We start from the raw sequence: 17228 nt of genomic DNA, 5'->3' as shown, positions 1-17228 counted from the left end.
CTTCACGCCTCGGCATCCCGATCCGTCGCCAGGAAACGGCGGCGGTGCAGCGCGGCGCTGCCGAAGGCATTGGCCAGCACCATCGCCTTCCTGGTGAACAGCCCGACATCGTATTCGTCGGTGTAGCCGATGGCACCATGCAGTTGCACCGCGGCGCGGGTGACGAGCATCGCGGCCTCCGCGGCGCGGGCCTTGGCGCGGGAGACGGCGGCCTGGCGCTGCGCGACGGAGGACGCGGCATCCAGCGTCGCGGCCGCCGCGTCCACGCTGGCGCGGGTCAGCGCGATCTGGATGCGCAGGTCCACCGCCCGGTGCTGCAGCGCCTGGAAGCTGCCGATCGGGCGGCCGAATTGCTGGCGCGTGCGCAAATAGTCCAGCGTGATGGCAAAGGCGCGCTCCATCGCGCCGAGCAGATACGCCGCCGTCCCCAGCGCGGCCTCGTCCAGCGCGCGCCCAACGGCGTCGCCCAGCGGCCCGAGACGGCGAGAACTGGTGCTCACCAGCGTTGCGACATGGCCGCCATCCTGCAACGCCTGCACATCCAGACGGGCGGGCTCGGCAAGATGCAGCGCCAGCGCGTCGCCCTCGCGCACGGGCAGCAGGAAGCCGGTGGCGGCGCGCGCGGCCGGCACGAGGAGCCGCGGCGCATCCTGCGTGCCCGGCGCATCCAGCGCATCCGGCGCTTCCTGCCAGGCAGTGGCGAGGAAGCGCTCGCCGGCGAGCAGCGAGGCCAGCAGGTCCTCGGCACCTGCCGCGTGCAGCAGCGCCGCCGAAAGCTGCGCGGGGATCAGCGGCTCCGGCACCAGCGCGCGGCCCATCTCCTCCGCCAGCGCGCAGCCTTCGGCCATGCCGAGGCCGATGCCGCCGGCCTCCTCCGGCAGGCGCAGGCCGATCCAGCCGAGCTCGCCCATCTGCTGCAGCACCGCGGTATCGTGGCCCAACTCGCTGAAGCGCAACGCGCGTATGCGCCGCAGGTCGCCGCCGGGCGGGGCCACCGCGGCGGCGCTGTCGCGGATCATGCGCAGCGAGTCCATCCGCGCGACGTGCGCTTCGGCTTCGGTCAAGCGCCCTCTCCCAGCCAGTCGCGCAGCACTTCCTCCGTGTGTTCGCCAAGCTCCGGCGCCGGGCGCGCATAGCGCGGCGGCGTCTCGGAGAAGCGGATCGGGTTGGCGATGGTCGGCCCGCCCTCGCCCTCGATGCGCGTGAAGACGCCGCGATGGCGCACCTGCGGGTCCTCCGCCACCGCGCCGAAATCGTTGATGGGGCCGGAGGCGACGCCGACCTCGTTCAACGCATCCATCCAGTCCCGCGCGCCCCGTGCCAGCAGCGCCCGTTGCAGCACCGGCAGCATCGCCGCCTTGTTCGCCATGCGCTGGCGGTTGGTGGCGAAGCGCGGATCCTGCGGCATGTCGGGCAGGCCGAGCACCGCGCAGAACTGCGCGAATTGCCGGTCGTTGCCGATGGCGACCATCAGGGGACGATCGGCGGTCTCGAAGGCCTGCCAGGGCGTGTTGATCTGGCTTGCCGCGCCCGCGCGGACCGGCATCTTGCCCGACACGAGCCAATTCATCGCGATATGCGACTGTGCGGCGATCTGCGAATCCAGCAAGGCGAGGTCGATGTGCTGGCCACGGCCGGAGACGGTGTCGCGATGATGCAGCGCGGCCAGGATGGCGATGGTGGCATAGAAGCCGGCATTCACGTCCGACAGGCTGTAGCCCGCCAGCACGGGGCCGGCGCCGGGCGTGCCGTCCGGTTGGCCGGTCACGCTCATCAGCCCGCTCATCGCCTGGAAGATCGGATCGTAGCCGGGCAGCGGCGCATAGGGGCCGTGCTGGCCGAAGCCGGTGATCGAGCAATAGACCAGGCGCGGATTCACCGCCGCGAGGGAGGCGTAGTCCAGCCCATACTTCGCGAGGCCGCCGGCCTTGAAATTCTCGAGGAACACATCGGCCTTGGCCACCAGGGCGCGTAGCGTCGCCTGGCCCTCGGGCTTGCCGATGTCGAGCGTGATGCTGCGCTTGTTGCGGTTCATCGCGAGGAAGGAGGAGGTGGCGCCGACCTCCCTGCCCTCCGCGTCGCGCGCCCGGAATCCCATGCGCCGCACGTCGTCGCCGCTGCCGGGCTGCTCCACCTTCACCACGTCGGCGCCGAAATCGCCGAGCATCTGCGCCGCCCAGGGCCCGGCGAAGACGCGTGTCATGTCCAGCACGCGGATATTGGGCAGCGCGCTCATGCCGGCAGGTCCAGCAGCCCGCGCGCCAGCGTGTTGCGCAGGATTTCCGAGGAACCGCCGAAGATCGTCGTCGGGCGCGCGAGCAGGAACTGGCCGGCGGGATGCAGCGCGTCCTCCATCGGATCGAGCAAGCCGGCGTTCCCGCCGGCGAGCTCCAGCATCGCATCGGTGATGCGCTGGTAGAGCTCGGTCTGCACGATCTTCAGCATCGCGACATCGGGGCCTAGTGTTTCGCCGCGCCGCAGCGCCGCGGTGAAGGATTCGTACAGCGCCTTGAGGTCGGCCAGTTCCAGCCGGAAGCGCGCATACAGGTCCAGGAACACCGGATCGTCGCCACGGCCGACGCGCTCCGCCAAACGCTTCAGCGCGGCGAGGCCATTGGCGGACAGGCGCGGCGAACCGATCGCCACGCGTTCGAAGCCGAGCAGCGCCTTGGCATAGGTCCAGCCCTTGTTGACCTCGCCGACCAGCATGTCCTTGGGCACGCGGACATCGTCGAAGAAGACCTCGCAGAACTCGTCATGCAGGTCGAGGTTGAGGATCGGACGGATGGACAGCCCCGGGCTGTCCGTCGGCAGCAGCAGGAAGGAGATGCCCTCCTGCTTCTTCCCGCTGCGATCGGTGCGCGCCAGCACGAAGATCCAGTTCGCATCGTTGGCGAAGGTCACCCAGGTCTTCTGGCCGTTCAGCACCCAGTGGTCGCCGGCATCGGTTGCCTCCAGCCGCAGCGCGGCCAGGTCCGATCCCGCATTCGGCTCGGAATAGCCCTGCGCCCAGATGTCCTCGCCGGAGAGGATGCGCGGCAGGAAGCGGCGCTTCTGAGCCTCGCTGCCATGCTTCAGCAGCAGCGGCCCCAGCATCAGCACGCCCATGTCGCTGATGCGCGGGCAGCCCCAGCGTTCGAACTCCTCGATCAGGATGAGCTGGCGCGCGGCGTTCAGCCCCATGCCGCCGTATGCGCGCGGCCAGGCGGGGGCGAGCCAGCCCTGCTTCGACAGGGCGAGATACCATGGGCGGTTCTCGTGCCAGTGCAGGCGGCGGCGCGGGAAGCGCAGCGCGGCAGGCGTGTTCGCCTCGATCCAGCCACGCACATGCGCGCGGAAGCCGGCATCGTCCTGCGCATCGAGCTGTTCGAGAGTGAGCGCGGCTGCGACCGCCATTCCCTGCCCTTTCGCCAATAGGCTAGGCTTATCGCTTATAGTCGCCGGCCTCGGGCTGTCGAGGCTTGGCCGGCGCTGGACAGGTCGGGCAGCGCCGCATAAGGTCATAGGACTGACCTAACGACATAAGACCGGAGGGGAGGCCATGTCCGCGCACCCGCATCATACCGGCCGCCGCGCCCTGCTGCTGGCCGCGGCGGCGAGCCTCGCGGCCGGCAAGGCGCAGGCCCAGGGCTGGCGACCCGACCGCCCGATGCGCATGGTCGTGCCCTTCGCCCCCGGCGGTGCCGCCGACACCATCGCGCGACTGATCGGCGAGCCGCTGGGCCAGGATCTCGGCCAGCCCGTGACGGTGGAGAACCGGCCGGGCGGCGGCACCACCATCGGCGCGGTGGCGGTGGCGCGCGCCGCGCCGGACGGGCAGACGCTGCTCTACGCCACGCCGAACGTGCAGATCCTCAACCCCTATCTGATGCGCAGCCTGCCCTACGATCCCGTGGCCGACTTCGCGCCGGTGATCGCGCTGATGCGCGCGCCGAAGCTGCTGGTGGTCGGGCCGGGCTTCGCCGCGCGCGACGTCGCGGGGCTGCTGGAGATGGCGCGGCGCGCGCCGCAGCCGCTGACCTATGCCAGCGCGGGCGTCGCCTCCTCCGGCCATCTCGCCGCGGCGATGCTCGGGCAGATGGCGGATGTGGAGTTGCTGCACGTGCCCTTCCGCGGCACCGCGCCGGCGGCGCAGGAAGTCATGGCCGGGCGCGTGGACTTCATGATGGACAACATCGCCACGCTGCTGCCGCTGGTGCGCGACGGCAAGCTGCGCGCATTGGCGGTCAGCACCGCCGAGCCCGCCGCCGCCGCGCCGGAACTGCCGACGGTGGCACGCACCCTGCCCGGCTATCACGACGCCTCGTTCAACTACCTGCTCGCACCGGGCCGGACGCCGCCCGAGATCATCGCGACGCTGAACGCCACGATGAACACCGTCCTCAACCTGCCGCTGGTCGCCGATCGGTTCCGCATTCTCGGCATCGAGAAGCTCGGCGGCACGCCGGAGCAACTCGCTGCGGCCGTCAGGGAGGAATCGGAACGATGGGGCCCGGTGATCCGGCGCGGAGGGATCAGCATCCAATGACCGTCACGCTCCCCCGGCGCGGCCTGCTCGCCGCGCTCCTGCTGCCGGCAACCGCCCGCGCGCAGACCGACGCCTGGCCAAGCCGCGCCATAACGATGGTCGTGCCCTTCGCGCCCGGCGGTCCCGTGGACAATGTCGCGCGCCCGCTGGCCGAGGGGCTGCGCCGGCAGCTCGGCCAGCCCGTGGTGGCGGAGAACCGCGCCGGCGCCGGCGGCGTGGTCGGCACGCGCCTCGTCGCGGCCGCCAGGCCGGATGGCTACACGCTGCTGGTCGGCTCGCCCGGGCCGCTGGTCATCGCACCGGCCGCAAGTGCGGACGCGCCGGACCCGCTGAAGGCGCTGGCGCCGATCGCGTTGATCGCGATCAGCCCGCAGATCCTGGTGGTGAACGCCGAGCTGCCCGCGACCACGCTCGCGGAGTTCATCGCGCTGGCCCGGACGCGACCGGGCGGGCTGAACATGGGCTCCGCCGGCATCGGCACGACGCCCCACCTGGCGATGGAGCTTCTGGGGCAGATCGCCTCCGTGCGCTTCGAGCACATCCCCTATCGCGGCACCGGCGCGGCGCTGCCCGACCTGGTCGGCGGCAAGATCGACGGGCTGTTCGGCGACATCTCCGCCGTGCTGCCGCTGCTGCGGGGCGGGCGCGTGCGCGCGCTGGCGATCACCGGCGACCGGCGATCGCCGCTGGCGCCGGAAGTGCCCTCGGCCGCGGAGCTCGGCTTTCCGGCGCTGCGCGTCCGCAACTTCCAGGCACTGCTGGCGCCCGCCGGCACGCCGGCGCCGATCCTCGACCGCGTCGCGGCCGCGGTGACGGCAGCGCAGGGCGACGAGGCGGTGCGTGTTGCGCTGTCTCGCCAGGGCGCCGAGGCGGTGCCGAGCAGCCCGGCCCAGCTCACCGCCTTCCTGCAGGAAGAGCGGGCGACCTGGGACCCGATCGTCAAGTCGATCGGCCTCACGCTGCAGTGACGATGCCGATACCGGCGCGGAGCATCGCCCAGAAGATCATCGCGCGTGCCGCCGGCCGCGACACGGTGGAGGTGGGGGAATACGTCACCGTCACGCCGGACTACGTCGCCTGCCAGGAGCTGTTCTGGCCCGGCCACAAGCGCAACCTGGACCGAATCGGCGTTGACCGCATTCCGCGCCCGGACAAGGCGCTGATGGTGATCGACCACTCGACCTCCGGCGCGATGGGTTCGCACCACCACGCGACGCATCGCTCGCTGCGCGACTGGTGCGCGGCGCAGGGGATCGAGAACTTGTTCGGTCCGGGCAATGGCCTGCGCCATCTGGTGCTGACGGAACGCGGCTTCGCGCGCCCGGGCACGCTGGTGTTCTCGGACGAGGGCAATATCGCCTCGATCGGCGTCCTGGGCGCGCTGAACCTGCCGATCTCCACCGAGGTCATCGTGGCGATCATCCAGGACGCCAACTGGATTGCCGTGCCGCCTTCGGCGCGCATCACGCTGACGGGTGCGCTCGGCTTCGGCGTAACCGCGCGCGATTCGATCCAGGCGATCCTGCGCGACAGCACCGCGGATGGGCGCCTGCTGCAATGCTGCGTGGAATTCGACGGGCCGGGGCTTGCCGCGCTGACGCTGGACGACCGGCAGACGCTGCTCGCCTCGCTGTTCCACAGCGGCGCCTATACCGGGATCATGGAGCCCGATGCGCTGGCGCTGGACTATGTCCGCGAACGCGACCAGGGGCGGCCGTGGGACGTGGTGCGCGCCGATCCCGGCGCGGAGTACATGACGCGGCTGAGCTATGACCTGTCCGCCATCGCGCCGATGGTCACCGTGCCGCCGGATGCGCATGGCGGCGTGCCCGTGGATCAGGTGGCGGGGCAGCGCATCGACCAGGCCTCCATCGGCTCCTGCGCCGGCGGCCGGCTGGACGATCTGCGGGCCGCCGCGCGCGTGCTGCGCGGGCGCAAGGTGGCGCCGCATGTCACGCTCTACGTCACGCCGGGCAGCCGCAACGTCTATGTGGAAGCGGCGCGCGAGGGGCTGCTGGAGATACTGGCCGAGGCCGGCGCCGCGGTGCTGGCGCCGGGCTGCACCACCTGCTGGGGCTACCAGGGCGTGCTGAACGACAACGAGGTCTCGATCTCCACGCAGCAGTTCAACTACCAGGGCCGCAACGGCAGCCGCAGCGCGCGTGTCTTCCTGGCGGGGCCGTATGCGGTGGCCGCCGCGGCGGTGGCGGGGCAAATCGTCGATCCGCGGCCGATGCTGGCGGAGGCGGCGCCGTGACGCACGCCATCCCGCGTGGCCGGGTCTGGAAGTTCGGCGACGATGTATGCGGCGATGACGGCATCATCGAATTTGCCATCGTCGCCGCCGGCTTCGGCAAGGAATTCGACGAGGACGCGCTGCGCGCCATGTGCTTCCGCAGCCTGCGCCCGGAATTCCCGGATCAAGTACGGCAAGGCGACATCGTCGTGGGCGGGCGCAACTTCGCGCATCACAACCATGTCGAGGTCAGCGTCGCCATCCGCGCCTCCGGCATCGCGGTGGTCGTGGTGGAAAGCTGCGATGCCGGCTTCCTACGGCGTGCGCTGAACAATGGTCTGCCGGTGATGGTCTGCCCGGGCATCGCGGCGGCCGTGGCGGATGGCGCGGTGATCTCGGCCGATCCCGCCACCGGAATTGTCACCCTGCCCTCCGGCCAGGTGCTGCACGCGCGCCCCTTCTCGGAACGCATGGTGCAGATCTGGCAGGCCGGTGGCACGATTCCGCTGCTGGAACGCGAATTCGCCGCGCGGCGTGCGGCAGGGCAATCACAGGGAGGAACAGCATGATCACGCGACGCCAACTGGCGCTCGGCACGGCCGCGCTCGCGACCGCGTCCGGCGCCGCCCGCGCCCAGACCTTCCCGGACCGGCCGGTGCGCATGGTCGTGGCCTTCCCGCCGGGCGGCAACGTGGATTTCAGCGCGCGGCTGATCCAGCCCGGCATGACGCAGGCACTCGGCCAGCAGCTGATCGTGGAGAACCGGCCCGGCGCCGGCGGGGTGGTCGGCACCGAAAGCGTTGCGCGCGCGCGGCCCGATGGCACCACCATCCTGATCACCGGCACCGCGCCCGTCTCGATCTTCCCGGGCATCATGGCGCACCTGCCCTATGACCCGCTGAAGGATCTGGCGCCGATCGGCATGATGTACCGCGTGCCGGTGGTGCTGATGGTGAAGAAGGACCTGCCGGCGCGCACGCTGGCGGAGTTCGTCGCGCTGTCAAAGTCGACGCGGGGCGGGCTTTCCATCGGCACCGCCGGCATCGGCTCTGGCGCGCATCTCGCGATGGAGCTGTTCAACGCGGGCAGCGGCGCGGGACTGGTGCACGTGCCCTATCGTGGCACAGGGCCGGCGCTGAACGACCTGATTGCCGGCACCATTCCTGCGGTGTTCGACCAGCTTTCCTCCGCGCTGCAGCTGCATCGCGACGGGCGTGCGCGCATCATCGGCATCGCCTCCGCTGCGCGATCCCCGCTGGTGCCGGATGTGCAGACCTTCCGCGAGGCCGGCATCCTGGAGCCGGAGATCAGCACCACCATCGGCCTGCTCGCGCCCGCCGGCACGCCGCCGCAGGCGATCGGCAAGCTGCGCGACGCGCTGGTCGCCGCCATGTCCGATCCGACGGTGCGCGACAGGCTGCTGAGCCTCGGCGCCGTCATCCCGCCTGCGGCCGAGGTGACCCCCGCTGCCTACGGCGCCATCGTGCGGGAGGAGACCGAGATCAACCTGCGCGCCGCGCGGCTCGGCAACGTCAAGCTGGAATAGCGCGTCAGCCCTGCCGGCGCTGCGCTGCCATGCGCACGGGCGCGTTGGCGGCGCCAAACCCGGCATAGCCGCCGCCGCGCTCCGCGATCTCCAGGAAGAAGCGGTCACGGAAGGCGTGGGTGTAGAGATGGCGGAAGCTGCCGCCATCGGGATCGCGGTCATACAGCAGGTGGCGTTGGGCGAGCGCGGCGAGTTCCGCATCCTCCAGCCCGAAGCGTGCGCCGAGATCCTCGTAGTAGTTCTCGGGGATGTCGAGCAGCGGCGCGCCCTCCGCGGCAGCCGCTTCCGCTGCCGCGGCCGCATCGGCGCTGGCAAAGGCGATGTGGTGCACGCCCGCGCCGGACAGCGCCGAGACGAAACGCCCGGTGCCGGTGCGCCCGCTCTCCGAGACGTTCAGCGGCAGGCGCACGGTGCCGTCGCCGCCTGTGAAGGCGCGGGACCGCACCAGGCCGTACGGGTCCGGCAGTTCCCAAGGCGCATCGGGTTCCAGGCCGAACAGCGCACGGTAGAACAGCACGAAGCTGTCCAGCATGCCCGGCACCACCGCCTGCGCCGCATGATCCACGCCGAGCAGCCCGCCCTGCTCCGCGGGTGAGACGAGGACGAAATCGTCTTCCCAGATCGGCGCCGCGCCCACCGCGGGACCTTCCACCAGATAGACCAGCGTGCCGTCTGGTGCGCGCACCGCGGGGATGTGGCGCTCGCCCTCTCCCACCCGCTCGCGCCAGACCGGGTAGAGCAGCGCCTCCGCCCGCGCAACCAAACGTTCCGGGTCATCCACCCGCAGCGCCATCGCGCACACCGACGGGCCGAGCTGTTCGAAGCGTTCGGAGGCGGCGCTGTCGGGCTCGGCGTTCAGCACCAGGTTCGCGCCGCCATTGCGCCACAGCTCCACATCCTTCGAGCGATGCGCGCCGGCATGGCGGAAGCCAAGCGTGCCGAGGAAGCGGCCCAGCTCCTCCCGCGCGCCATGATCCAGCGCGAATTCCACGAACTCGATGCCCGAGAGCTTCGGCAGCGCGGGCAGCGGCGCGGTTCCCACCTGCTCCTCAAGCCACACCAGGCTGCGCAGCCCGTCGCGCGCGATGCGGCGGGCGGGCGCCGCGCGGAACTCGTCGTTGAAGATCTCGAGCGACAGCGCGCCCCGGAAGCCGGCGTCCAGCACCGCGGAGAGGAAGGACGCGACCGGCAACTCGCCCTGCCCCGGAAACAGCCGGTGGTGCCGGCTCCAGGACAGCACATCCATGCTCAGCTTCGGCGCGTCGGCCAGTTGCAGGAAGAACAGCCTGTCCGTCGGCACGGCGGTGGCGAGGCCGGCGAGATCGTCGCCGACGGACAGCGTATGGAAGCTGTCGAGGCAGAGGCCGAGCGCCGGATGATCGGCGCGGCGGACGATGTCCCAGGCCTGGCGCCAGCGGTTGACGTGGCGCCCCCAGGCCAGCGCTTCGTAGCACACGCGCAGGCCGCGCTGCGCCGCGCGCTCCGCCATCTCCCGCAGGTCTGCCGCGGCGCGGGCGGCGTCGTCCAGCGCGGCGGCATGCACGCTGGAACAGACCAGCACGAGGTCGGTGCCGAGCGCCTGCATCGTGTCGAACTTGCGTTCGGCACGATCCATGTTGCGCGCGCGGAAGGGCTCCGGCATCGCCTCGAAGTCGCGAAAGGGCTGGAAGATGGTGATGGCGAGGCCGAGATCCTCGCACATGCGCCGCACCTCGGCGGGTGTGCCGTTGAAGGTGAGCAGGTCGTTCTCGAAGATCTCGACGCCGCCGAAGCCCGCGGCCGCCGCCGCTTCCAGCTTGTCGGGCAGCGTGCCGGACAGGCAGACGGTCGCGATGGATTTCGGCAGGCGCGGTGCCTTGCTCATGCTTGCCTGCTCCCTTCGGTTTGCGCGGAGGCACCCGGCAGATTGACATGCCTTCACGGGATGGACCAAACCCGCGCCGATGACAGCCGTGCCACCCGACACGAGCGCTTGGCCGGCCGTGCTCTGCGGACTGATCGGCGCCGGCATCCAGGCCTCCCGCACGCCGGCCATGCATGAGCGCGAAGGCGCGGCGCAGGGACTGCGCAGCATCTACCGCCTGATCGACCTGGCGGAGCTGGGACTTGGCGTGGAAGCCCTGCCTGACCTGCTGACCAGCGCCGAACGCATGGGCTTCGCCGGGCTCAACATCACCCATCCCTGCAAGCAGGCCGTGCTGCCGCTGCTGCATGAGCTCTCCGACGATGCGCGCGCCATCGGCGCGGTGAACACCGTGGTACTGCGCGACGGACGGCGCATCGGTCACAACACCGACTGGTTCGGCTGGGCCGAGGGTTTCCGGCGCGGCCTGCCCGGTGTTGCGCCGGGCAGGGTAGTGCAACTCGGCGCCGGCGGCGCAGGTGCGGCGGTGGCGCATGCGGCACTGACGCTGGGCGCGACGCAGCTGCGCCTGTTCGACACGGATACGGTAAAGGCGGCGGCGCTTGCCGGGGCGCTGGCCGCCCGCTTCGGCGCGGGGCGCGCGGTGGCCGTTGGCGATCTCGACGCGGCGGTCGCGGATGCGGACGGCGTGGTGAACTGCACGCCGATCGGCATGCAGACATACCCGGGGATGCCCCTTCCCGTGGGGCTGCTGCGCCCGTCGCTCTGGGTCTCGGAGATCGTCTATTTCCCGCGCGAGACCGAGTTCCTCCGCGCCGCCGGCGCACGCGGCTGCCGCACCGTGGACGGCACCGGCATGGCGCTGTTCCAGGCGGTGGAGGCATTCCGGCTATTCACGGGCATCACGCCTGATCCTGCGCGGATGCGTCGCGTGCTGGACGCGTAGCGTCGCTCAGGCCGCGCGCGCCGCGTCTTCGAAGAAGTGCGGCGCCGTCGCACGCAGGCGCGGGGCCTCGGCGAAGGTGCCGGACAGATGCGCGCGCAGCCGGGCCTCCGCCCGCGGCGCATCGCCCTCCAGGATCGCGTCGGCAAGCGCCTCATGCTCGGCGAGCACCGCATCGGCCTTGCCCGGCTCGGGCAGGTGTAGGCGCCGGAGACGATCCAGGTGCCCGCTGCGGCTGCGTACCAGCGCGCGCAGGCCAGGGACTTCCGCGGCGGCATAGAGCGCGTCGTGGAACGCCTCGTCGGCCTCGGCGAAGCCGGTGCGGTCGCCGGCCGACAGAAGCGCCCGCATCCGCGCAAGCTCGCCCCGCAGGGTGGCGGCGAGCCCGGCATCCGGTGCGGCAACGAGGCGGCGCACGATTTCCAGCTCGATCGCCAGGCGGAGGAAATGCGCCTCCTTCGCCGCGGCGAGGTCGATGCGCGTCACGCGGGTGGCGGAATGCGGCACGACCTCGATGAGCTGCTCGGCCTGCAGGCGGATCAGCGCCTCACGCACCGGCGTCTGGCTGATGCTGAGCCGCTGTGCCAAGGCGCCGCGGGCGATGACGGTGCCAGGCGGCAGCGCCAGCGAGATCAGTGCCTGGCGCAGGCTGGCATACGCATGGTCCGCTGCCGAGCGCCGCGGCCCGAGCGGCGCGAGCGCAGCCAGGCCGTCGTCCGGGCCACCTGACGGCGCGCGGGCGCGCAGGTCGCTTGTTTCGCTCATTGCCGCCGGCTTAGCAGCACCGGGACCGGCGACCAATATTTGTCTTGACCGCTTTAATCTCATATATCAGATCAGAGTACGCAACCGGGCCGCGCCGCGACGACGGCCCAATCCGGAGGTACGTCCATGGCTCATCCCGCGCGCCGCCTCGTCCTGGCGGGGCTTCTCTCGCTCGCCGCCCTGCCCGCGCTGGCACAGGGGCGGCCCTGGCCTTCGCAGCCGATCCGCGTGATCGTGCCCTTCGCCGCAGGCACCTCCGACACCGTCGCCCGCCTGGTCACCGGCGAGATGGGCAAGGCGATGGGCGCGACCTTCGTGATCGAGAACCGTCCTGGCGCCGGCGGGAACATCGGCAGCGAGGCCTGCGCCCGGGCCAATCCCGATGGCTACACGATCTGCCTCGGCACCATCAGCAGCCACGCCATCAACCCCGCGATCTATCCGCGCCTGCCCTATGACGTGGCCCGCGACTTCGCGCCGATCACGCAGTTGGCCGCGCAGCCCAATGCGCTCGCCGTCACGCCCAGCCTGCCGGTCCGCACGGTGCCGGAACTGGTCGCCTATCTGAAGGCACGCCCGGCGCGGGACGTTGCCTTCGGCACCTCCGGCGTCGGCACTTCCATCCACCTCGCCGGCGCGCTGTTCGGCCAGCTTACCGGAACGGAACTGGAGCATGTGCCCTATCGCGGCAGCGCGGGCGTGGCCACCGCGCTGATGTCCGGCGAGCTGCCGATGGCCTTCGACAACTTCTCCTCCGTCTGGCCGCTGGCGCAGGAAGGCAAGCTGCGCATCCTCGGCGTCACCTCGCTGCAGCGCGCGCCGGCCGCGCCGGACATCCCCGCCGTGGCGGAGAGCGTGCCCGGGTTCGAGAGCCTGTCCTGGCACGGGCTCTTCGCGCCGTCGCGGGTGGCGCCGGAGATCGTCGCAAGGTTGAACCAGGAAGCGGTGAAGGCGCTGCGGACCGAGGCGGTTGCCGGGCGCTTCCAGGCGCTGGGCATCACGCCGGTGGGCAGCTCGCCCGACCAGTTCCGTTCCTTCGTCGCCAGCGAGACGCAGCGCTGGGGCGAGGTGGCGCGCCGCGCGCAGATCCGCATCGAATGATCGCTGCGGGCCGCTTCCCCTGGGAAGCGGCCTGACCGACAGTGCCGCGACCACGGACCGCGAGAGGCCAAGAAATGACCGAAACGTCCCGCCGCAAATCGCCCGAGGAACTGCGCAGCCGACGCTGGTTCGGCCCGGCGGATCTGCGCAGCTTCGGCCACCGCTCGCGCGCGATGCAGATGGGCTACGCGCCGGAGGAGTGGCAGGGCCGGCCGGTGATCGCCATCGTCAACACCTGGTCCGACCTGCAGCCCTGCCACGTGCACTTCAAGACGCGCGTGGAGGACGTGAAGCGCGGCATCCTGATGGCCGGCGGCTTCCCCGTGGAGCTGCCGGCCTTGTCGCTCAGCGAGAGCTTCGTCAAGCCGACCACCATGCTCTACCGCAACATGCTGGCGATGGAGACGGAGGAGCTGCTGCGGAGCCACCCCGTGGACGGCGCGGTGCTGATGGGCGGTTGCGACAAGACCACGCCAGGCCTGCTGCTGGGCGCGACCAGCATGGACATTCCCGCGATCTTCGTGCCTGCGGGGCCGATGCTGCGCGGCAACTGGGCAGGCAGGACGCTCGGCTCAGGCTCGGATTCCTGGAAATACTGGGACGAGCTGCGCGCCGGCACGATCACGCAGCAGGACTGGCTGGGCGTGGAAGCCGGCATCGCGCGCAGCTACGGCACCTGCATGACGATGGGCACCGCCAGCACGATGACGGCGATCGCGGAGGCCGTGGGCATGGTGCTGCCGGGCGGCTCCTCCATCCCCGCCGCCGATGCCGGGCATATCCGGCTGTGCTCGGAGAGCGGCCGGCGCATCGTGGAGATGGTGTGGGAGGACATGACGCCGAAGCGCATCCAGACGCGCGCAGCCTTCCTGAACGCCATCAACGTGGCCATGGCGATGGGCTGCTCGACCAATGCGATCATCCACCTGATCGCGATGGCGCGCCGGGCCGGGCATGATGTCGGCCTGGACGACTTCGAACGCGCGAGCCGCAAGGTGCCGGTGATCGGCAATGTGCGCCCCTCCGGCAAGACCTACCTGATGGAGGACTTCTACTACGCCGGCGGCATCCGCGGCCTGATGGCAACAATGGCGGACCATCTGGACCTCGGCTGCATGACGGTCTCCGGCCGGACGCTCGGCGAGAACATCGCGGGCGCAAAGGTCTACAACGACGACGTCATCCGGCCGCTGTCCAACCCGATCTACGGCGAGGGCTCGCTGGCGGTGCTGAAGGGCAACCTGGCGCCCGATGGCTGCGTCATCAAGCCGGCGGCGATGGACCAGAAGTTCCTGAAGCACGCCGGCCCGGCCGTGGTCTTCGACGACTATCCCAGCATGAAGAAGGCGGTGGACGACGAGAGCTACCCCTTCACGCCGGACAGCGTGCTGGTGCTGCGCAATGCCGGACCGCAGGGCGGCCCGGGCATGCCGGAATGGGGCATGCTGCCCATGCCGAAGCGCCTGCTGAAGGAAGGCCATCGCGACATGCTTCGCATGTCCGATGCCCGCATGTCCGGCACAAGCTACGGCGCCTGCGTGCTGCATGTCGCGCCCGAGAGCTTCGTCGGCGGCCCGCTCGCGCTGCTGCGGACCGGCGATATCGTCGAGGTCGACGTGGACGCCCGAAGCATCTCCATGCGCGTCAGCGATGAGGAGTTGGGGCGCCGCCGCGCCGCCTGGGTGCAGCCCCCTGCCCGCTTCGAGCGCGGCTACGGCTTCGCCTTCACGAAGCACATCCAGCAGGCCGACCAGGGCTGCGACTTCGACTTCTTGCGCACCGATTTCGGCGCGCCTGTCCCCGAACCCGTGATCTATTGAGCGAAAGCCGAATGCGATGCCGCTGAACGAAGAGACTCGCGCCAGGCTGCGCCGGATCAGCACCGCCACCATCGCGACCGCGCTGTTCAAGCGCGGCCTCCGCACGCAGATGGTCCAGGGCGTGCTGCCGCTGCATGCCGCCGCGGACGAGAGCATGGTCGGCGAGGCCTATACGGTCCGCTACATTCCGGCGCGCGAGGACCTGAACGGCCTTGAGGTCTTTCGGGACCCCGCCCATCCGCAGCGCAGGGCGATCGAGGAATGCCCGCCCGGCGCGGTGCTGGTCTTCGACAGCCGCAAGGATGCGCGGGCCGCTTCCGCCGGCGCGATCCTGGTGGGCCGGCTGAAGGCGCGCGGCGTCGCGGGCGTGGTGACCGATGGCGGCTTCCGTGACTCCGCGGAGATCGGGGCACTGGGCATCCCCGCCTACCACAGCCGCCCGTCGGCGCCGACCAACCTGACGCTGAACCACGCCATCGACATCAACGTGCCGATCGGCTGCGGCGATGCGCCGGTGTTCCCTGGCGACGTGCTGGTGGGCGATGCCGACGGCGTGATCGTGATCCCCGCGCACCTGGCCGAGGAGATTGCCGCGGAGGGCACGGAGATGACGGCGTATGAGGATTTCGTCGCGGAGAAGGTGGCGGAAGGCCGCTCGATCCGCGGCCTCTATCCCGCGACGGATCCGAAGAGCCTGGAGGAGTTTGCGGCCTGGCGGAAGAATAACGGGCGCTGAGGCGTCACGCCCGCATGCCCTGCAGCAGCAATCCGACAGCGCTTTCGATGAAGGCCTCGCGGCTGAGCGGGCCGTCCTCGCGATAGGTGCGCAGCAGCCAGGAGATCGCGGCGCCAATCACCGTCGTCGCGACCCTCGCATCCAGCGGGCGGAAGCTGCCATCCGCGACACCCTGGGCGATGAAGCCACGCAGCCGGTTTCGCAACGCCTTGCGCCGCTTCTCCACGCGCTGCCGCAGCGGCGCCTGGAGGGCTTCCTGTTCCCGCACCAGGATCATCGGCTGCAGCGCGGAAAGCCCATCCGCCAGATAGCGGCGGATGAACAGTTCCACCTTCGCCGCGCCGGTGCTGCCGGCCGCCTCGGCGGCATCCAGCGCGCCTTCCCAGACGTCGAAGGACATCGAGTAGCACTCGGCCAGCAGGTCCTGCTTGCTGCGGAAATAGTAGTAGACCGCGGCCTTGCTGATGCTGAGCCCGCTGCCGACATCCTCCAGCGAGACCGCCCCGGCGCCGCGCGCATTGATCAGCCGCGCCGCCTCATGCAGCAGCGCGCGGCGCTTCTGCTCGCGCTGGGCGTCGCGATCGAAGGCGTGGCCGGCGCGCGCGGACGCGGCGCGCCGACGCGGCGTCGCGACTCGGCTGCTACTCAAAGGGAGTCCATTCCGCTCGCCTTCACCAGCGGCGCCCATTTCCGTTCTTCCGCGCGCAGGAAGGCGACGAACTCCTCCCGCGTCATCGGCAGGGGCTCGCCTGCACGTTGCGCAAAGGCCGCGGCAAGCTGCGGCGAGCGAAGCGCCGCGACGGAGGCCGCATGCAGCCCGCGCAGGATGTTCTCCGGCGTCTGGCCCGGCGCCGCGAGGCCATACCAGTTGTCCGTCGCAAGCCCGGGCAGGCCCTGCTCACTCGCGGTCTGCACCTCCGGCAGTTCCGGCGCACGGGTGCGGCTGGTGATCGCCAGCGCCCTGAGGTCGCCGCTGCGGATATGGCCGAGCGCCACGGGCAGATCCACGATCGTGGCGACCACGCGCTGCGCCAGCAGGTCCGTCAGCGCCGGCGCGGCGCCGCGATAGCGCACATCCGTCAGCTGGATCCCGGCCTCCTGCGCCAGCAGCGCGGTGGCGAGTGCCGAGGTCGCACCGGAGGAAGCGATGGGCAGCGGCTCCCGTTGCGCCTTTGCATCGGCAATGAAGTCCGTCAGGTTGCGGTAGCGCGCGCGCCCGCTGACCACGACGCATTGCCGCACGCGCACCACGGGCGTGAGGTTCGCCAGGTCCTCGAAGACCCGGAACGGCATGGGCTGCGGCAGCGCCGGCGCGACGACCAGTGCGCTGGCGCCGGTGATGCCGATGGTCAGCCCGTCCGGCCGCGACTTCGCCACCGCATCCACGCCCACCACGCCGCCGCCGCCCGCGCGGTTCTCCACGGCGACGGTCTGGCCGATCTGCTGCGAGAAGGCATCGGCGAAGATGCGACCGAATGTGTCGGAGGGGCCGCCAGGCGCGAAGGGCACGAACATGCGCACGGTCCGGTCCGGCTTCCACACAGCCTCCTGCGCGCGTGCGAGCGCCGGCGCCGCCAGCGCCGCGGCGATGACCAGGGAACGTCGGCGGATCCTGCAGGACTCGGTCATCGCTTCCTCCCTTCTGCGTCCGGCGCGCCCGCGCATGCACGACGGCGTGACGCACGGAAT

At 71.0% G+C, this 17228-nt stretch carries 16 protein-coding genes; 9 read left to right on the top strand and 7 right to left on the bottom strand.

The features are described from left to right. Window positions 1-2 precede the first annotated feature (2 nt). From E4T13_RS03180 to E4T13_RS03170, 3 genes are read right to left on the bottom strand one after another with little or no spacing between them, the layout of a single operon-like run. Window positions 3-1064, bottom strand: coding sequence for an acyl-CoA dehydrogenase family protein (locus E4T13_RS03180; RefSeq protein WP_240790964.1), 1062 nt, complete (start codon window positions 1062-1064; stop codon window positions 3-5). After that, entirely contained in the window at window positions 1061-2236 is a 1176-nt protein-coding gene (locus tag E4T13_RS03175; protein WP_137176783.1) for a CaiB/BaiF CoA-transferase family protein, read from the bottom strand. The genes E4T13_RS03180 and E4T13_RS03175 overlap by 4 nt, the downstream gene beginning before the upstream one ends. Beyond that, on the bottom strand, window positions 2233-3396 hold the full coding sequence (locus tag E4T13_RS03170) for an acyl-CoA dehydrogenase family protein (protein WP_137176782.1): 1164 nt from the start codon (window positions 3394-3396) through the stop codon (window positions 2233-2235). Before E4T13_RS03170 ends, E4T13_RS03175 begins: the two co-directional genes overlap by 4 nt. Before the next feature lie 145 nt (window positions 3397-3541). Between E4T13_RS03170 and E4T13_RS03165 the strand changes: the two genes are divergently transcribed. Genes E4T13_RS03165 through E4T13_RS03145 form a run of 5 tightly spaced genes read left to right on the top strand, consistent with a single transcriptional unit; the run spans window position 3542 to window position 8310 of the window. Continuing rightward, entirely contained in the window at window positions 3542-4528 is a 987-nt protein-coding gene (locus E4T13_RS03165) for a tripartite tricarboxylate transporter substrate binding protein (RefSeq protein WP_137176781.1), read from the top strand. After that, the gene (locus tag E4T13_RS03160) at window positions 4525-5496 is read left to right on the top strand and encodes a tripartite tricarboxylate transporter substrate binding protein (RefSeq protein ID WP_170984767.1); all 972 of its coding nucleotides are present in this window, start codon (window positions 4525-4527) and stop codon (window positions 5494-5496) included. The genes E4T13_RS03165 and E4T13_RS03160 overlap by 4 nt, the downstream gene beginning before the upstream one ends. A 2-nt stretch (window positions 5497-5498) precedes the next feature. Continuing rightward, complete coding sequence (locus E4T13_RS03155; protein ID WP_137176779.1) at window positions 5499-6785, top strand: aconitase family protein; 1287 nt, start codon at window positions 5499-5501, stop codon at window positions 6783-6785. Beyond that, on the top strand, window positions 6782-7333 hold the full coding sequence (locus E4T13_RS03150) for a 3-isopropylmalate dehydratase (RefSeq protein ID WP_137176778.1): 552 nt from the start codon (window positions 6782-6784) through the stop codon (window positions 7331-7333). The genes E4T13_RS03155 and E4T13_RS03150 overlap by 4 nt, the downstream gene beginning before the upstream one ends. After that, window positions 7330-8310 (top strand): tripartite tricarboxylate transporter substrate binding protein, encoded by a 981-nt coding sequence (locus E4T13_RS03145; protein WP_137176777.1) that lies wholly within the window; start codon window positions 7330-7332, stop codon window positions 8308-8310. The genes E4T13_RS03150 and E4T13_RS03145 overlap by 4 nt, the downstream gene beginning before the upstream one ends. A gap of 4 nt (window positions 8311-8314) precedes the next feature. On the opposite strand, the gene E4T13_RS03140 is transcribed toward E4T13_RS03145, so the two are convergent. Continuing rightward, complete coding sequence (locus E4T13_RS03140) at window positions 8315-10174, bottom strand: bifunctional sugar phosphate isomerase/epimerase/4-hydroxyphenylpyruvate dioxygenase family protein (protein WP_137176776.1); 1860 nt, start codon at window positions 10172-10174, stop codon at window positions 8315-8317. Between the two features lie 79 nt (window positions 10175-10253). Here E4T13_RS03140 and E4T13_RS03135 point away from each other — a divergent pair, with 79 nt between their 5' ends. Beyond that, complete coding sequence (locus E4T13_RS03135) at window positions 10254-11120, top strand: shikimate dehydrogenase (protein WP_137176775.1); 867 nt, start codon at window positions 10254-10256, stop codon at window positions 11118-11120. Window positions 11121-11126: 6 nt separating this feature from the next. Here E4T13_RS03135 and E4T13_RS03130 read toward each other — a convergent pair whose 3' ends face one another. Then, on the bottom strand, window positions 11127-11882 hold the full coding sequence (locus tag E4T13_RS03130) for a GntR family transcriptional regulator (RefSeq protein ID WP_137176774.1): 756 nt from the start codon (window positions 11880-11882) through the stop codon (window positions 11127-11129). Between the two features lie 126 nt (window positions 11883-12008). On the opposite strand from E4T13_RS03130, the gene E4T13_RS03125 reads away from it, so the two are divergent. The 3 genes from E4T13_RS03125 (at window position 12009) to E4T13_RS03115 (ending at window position 15539) form a co-directional block, all read left to right on the top strand. After that, on the top strand, window positions 12009-12983 hold the full coding sequence (locus E4T13_RS03125; RefSeq protein WP_137176773.1) for a tripartite tricarboxylate transporter substrate binding protein: 975 nt from the start codon (window positions 12009-12011) through the stop codon (window positions 12981-12983). Between the two features lie 74 nt (window positions 12984-13057). Continuing rightward, complete coding sequence (gene araD / locus E4T13_RS03120) at window positions 13058-14803, top strand: L-arabinonate dehydratase (RefSeq protein ID WP_137176772.1); 1746 nt, start codon at window positions 13058-13060, stop codon at window positions 14801-14803. Between the two features lie 16 nt (window positions 14804-14819). Continuing rightward, window positions 14820-15539, top strand: a complete 720-nt coding sequence (locus tag E4T13_RS03115; RefSeq protein WP_137176771.1) for a ribonuclease activity regulator RraA — start codon at window positions 14820-14822, stop codon at window positions 15537-15539. 4 nt (window positions 15540-15543) lie between these two features. Here E4T13_RS03115 and E4T13_RS03110 read toward each other — a convergent pair whose 3' ends face one another. Both E4T13_RS03110 and E4T13_RS03105 read right to left on the bottom strand, forming a co-directional pair. Continuing rightward, entirely contained in the window at window positions 15544-16188 is a 645-nt protein-coding gene (locus E4T13_RS03110; RefSeq protein ID WP_170984766.1) for a TetR/AcrR family transcriptional regulator, read from the bottom strand. Further along, window positions 16185-17168 carry a tripartite tricarboxylate transporter substrate binding protein gene (locus E4T13_RS03105; RefSeq protein ID WP_170984765.1) on the bottom strand — a complete coding sequence of 328 codons (984 nt, stop codon included), beginning with the start codon at window positions 17166-17168 and terminating at the stop codon, window positions 16185-16187. Before E4T13_RS03105 ends, E4T13_RS03110 begins: the two co-directional genes overlap by 4 nt. Between the last annotated feature and the right edge of the window lie 60 nt (window positions 17169-17228).

The sequence above is a fragment of the Roseomonas sp. AR75 genome, assembly GCF_005222815.1.
Lineage (GTDB): Bacteria > Pseudomonadota > Alphaproteobacteria > Acetobacterales > Acetobacteraceae > Falsiroseomonas.
The sequence above is the reverse complement of the archived record's forward strand: the minus strand, read 5'-3'. Positions and strand labels throughout refer to the sequence as shown.

Excerpts from the sequence above, each read along its gene's own strand:
- E4T13_RS03130 (WP_137176774.1), bottom strand. The coding sequence starts at position 11,882 with ATGAGCGAAACAAGCGACCTGCGCGCCCGCGCGCCGTCAGGTGGCCCG.
- E4T13_RS03145 (WP_137176777.1), top strand. The coding sequence starts at position 7,330 with ATGATCACGCGACGCCAACTGGCGCTCGGCACGGCCGCGCTCGCGACC.
- E4T13_RS03170 (WP_137176782.1), bottom strand. The coding sequence starts at position 3,396 with ATGGCGGTCGCAGCCGCGCTCACTCTCGAACAGCTCGATGCGCAGGAC.
- E4T13_RS03165 (WP_137176781.1), top strand. The coding sequence starts at position 3,542 with ATGTCCGCGCACCCGCATCATACCGGCCGCCGCGCCCTGCTGCTGGCC.
- E4T13_RS03135 (WP_137176775.1), top strand. The coding sequence starts at position 10,254 with ATGACAGCCGTGCCACCCGACACGAGCGCTTGGCCGGCCGTGCTCTGC.
- araD (WP_137176772.1), top strand. The coding sequence starts at position 13,058 with ATGACCGAAACGTCCCGCCGCAAATCGCCCGAGGAACTGCGCAGCCGA.
- E4T13_RS03175 (WP_137176783.1), bottom strand. The coding sequence starts at position 2,236 with ATGAGCGCGCTGCCCAATATCCGCGTGCTGGACATGACACGCGTCTTC.
- E4T13_RS03115 (WP_137176771.1), top strand. The coding sequence starts at position 14,820 with ATGCCGCTGAACGAAGAGACTCGCGCCAGGCTGCGCCGGATCAGCACC.
- E4T13_RS03125 (WP_137176773.1), top strand. The coding sequence starts at position 12,009 with ATGGCTCATCCCGCGCGCCGCCTCGTCCTGGCGGGGCTTCTCTCGCTC.
- E4T13_RS03160 (WP_170984767.1), top strand. The coding sequence starts at position 4,525 with ATGACCGTCACGCTCCCCCGGCGCGGCCTGCTCGCCGCGCTCCTGCTG.
- E4T13_RS03105 (WP_170984765.1), bottom strand. The coding sequence starts at position 17,168 with ATGACCGAGTCCTGCAGGATCCGCCGACGTTCCCTGGTCATCGCCGCG.
- E4T13_RS03140 (WP_137176776.1), bottom strand. The coding sequence starts at position 10,174 with ATGAGCAAGGCACCGCGCCTGCCGAAATCCATCGCGACCGTCTGCCTG.
- E4T13_RS03155 (WP_137176779.1), top strand. The coding sequence starts at position 5,499 with ATGCCGATACCGGCGCGGAGCATCGCCCAGAAGATCATCGCGCGTGCC.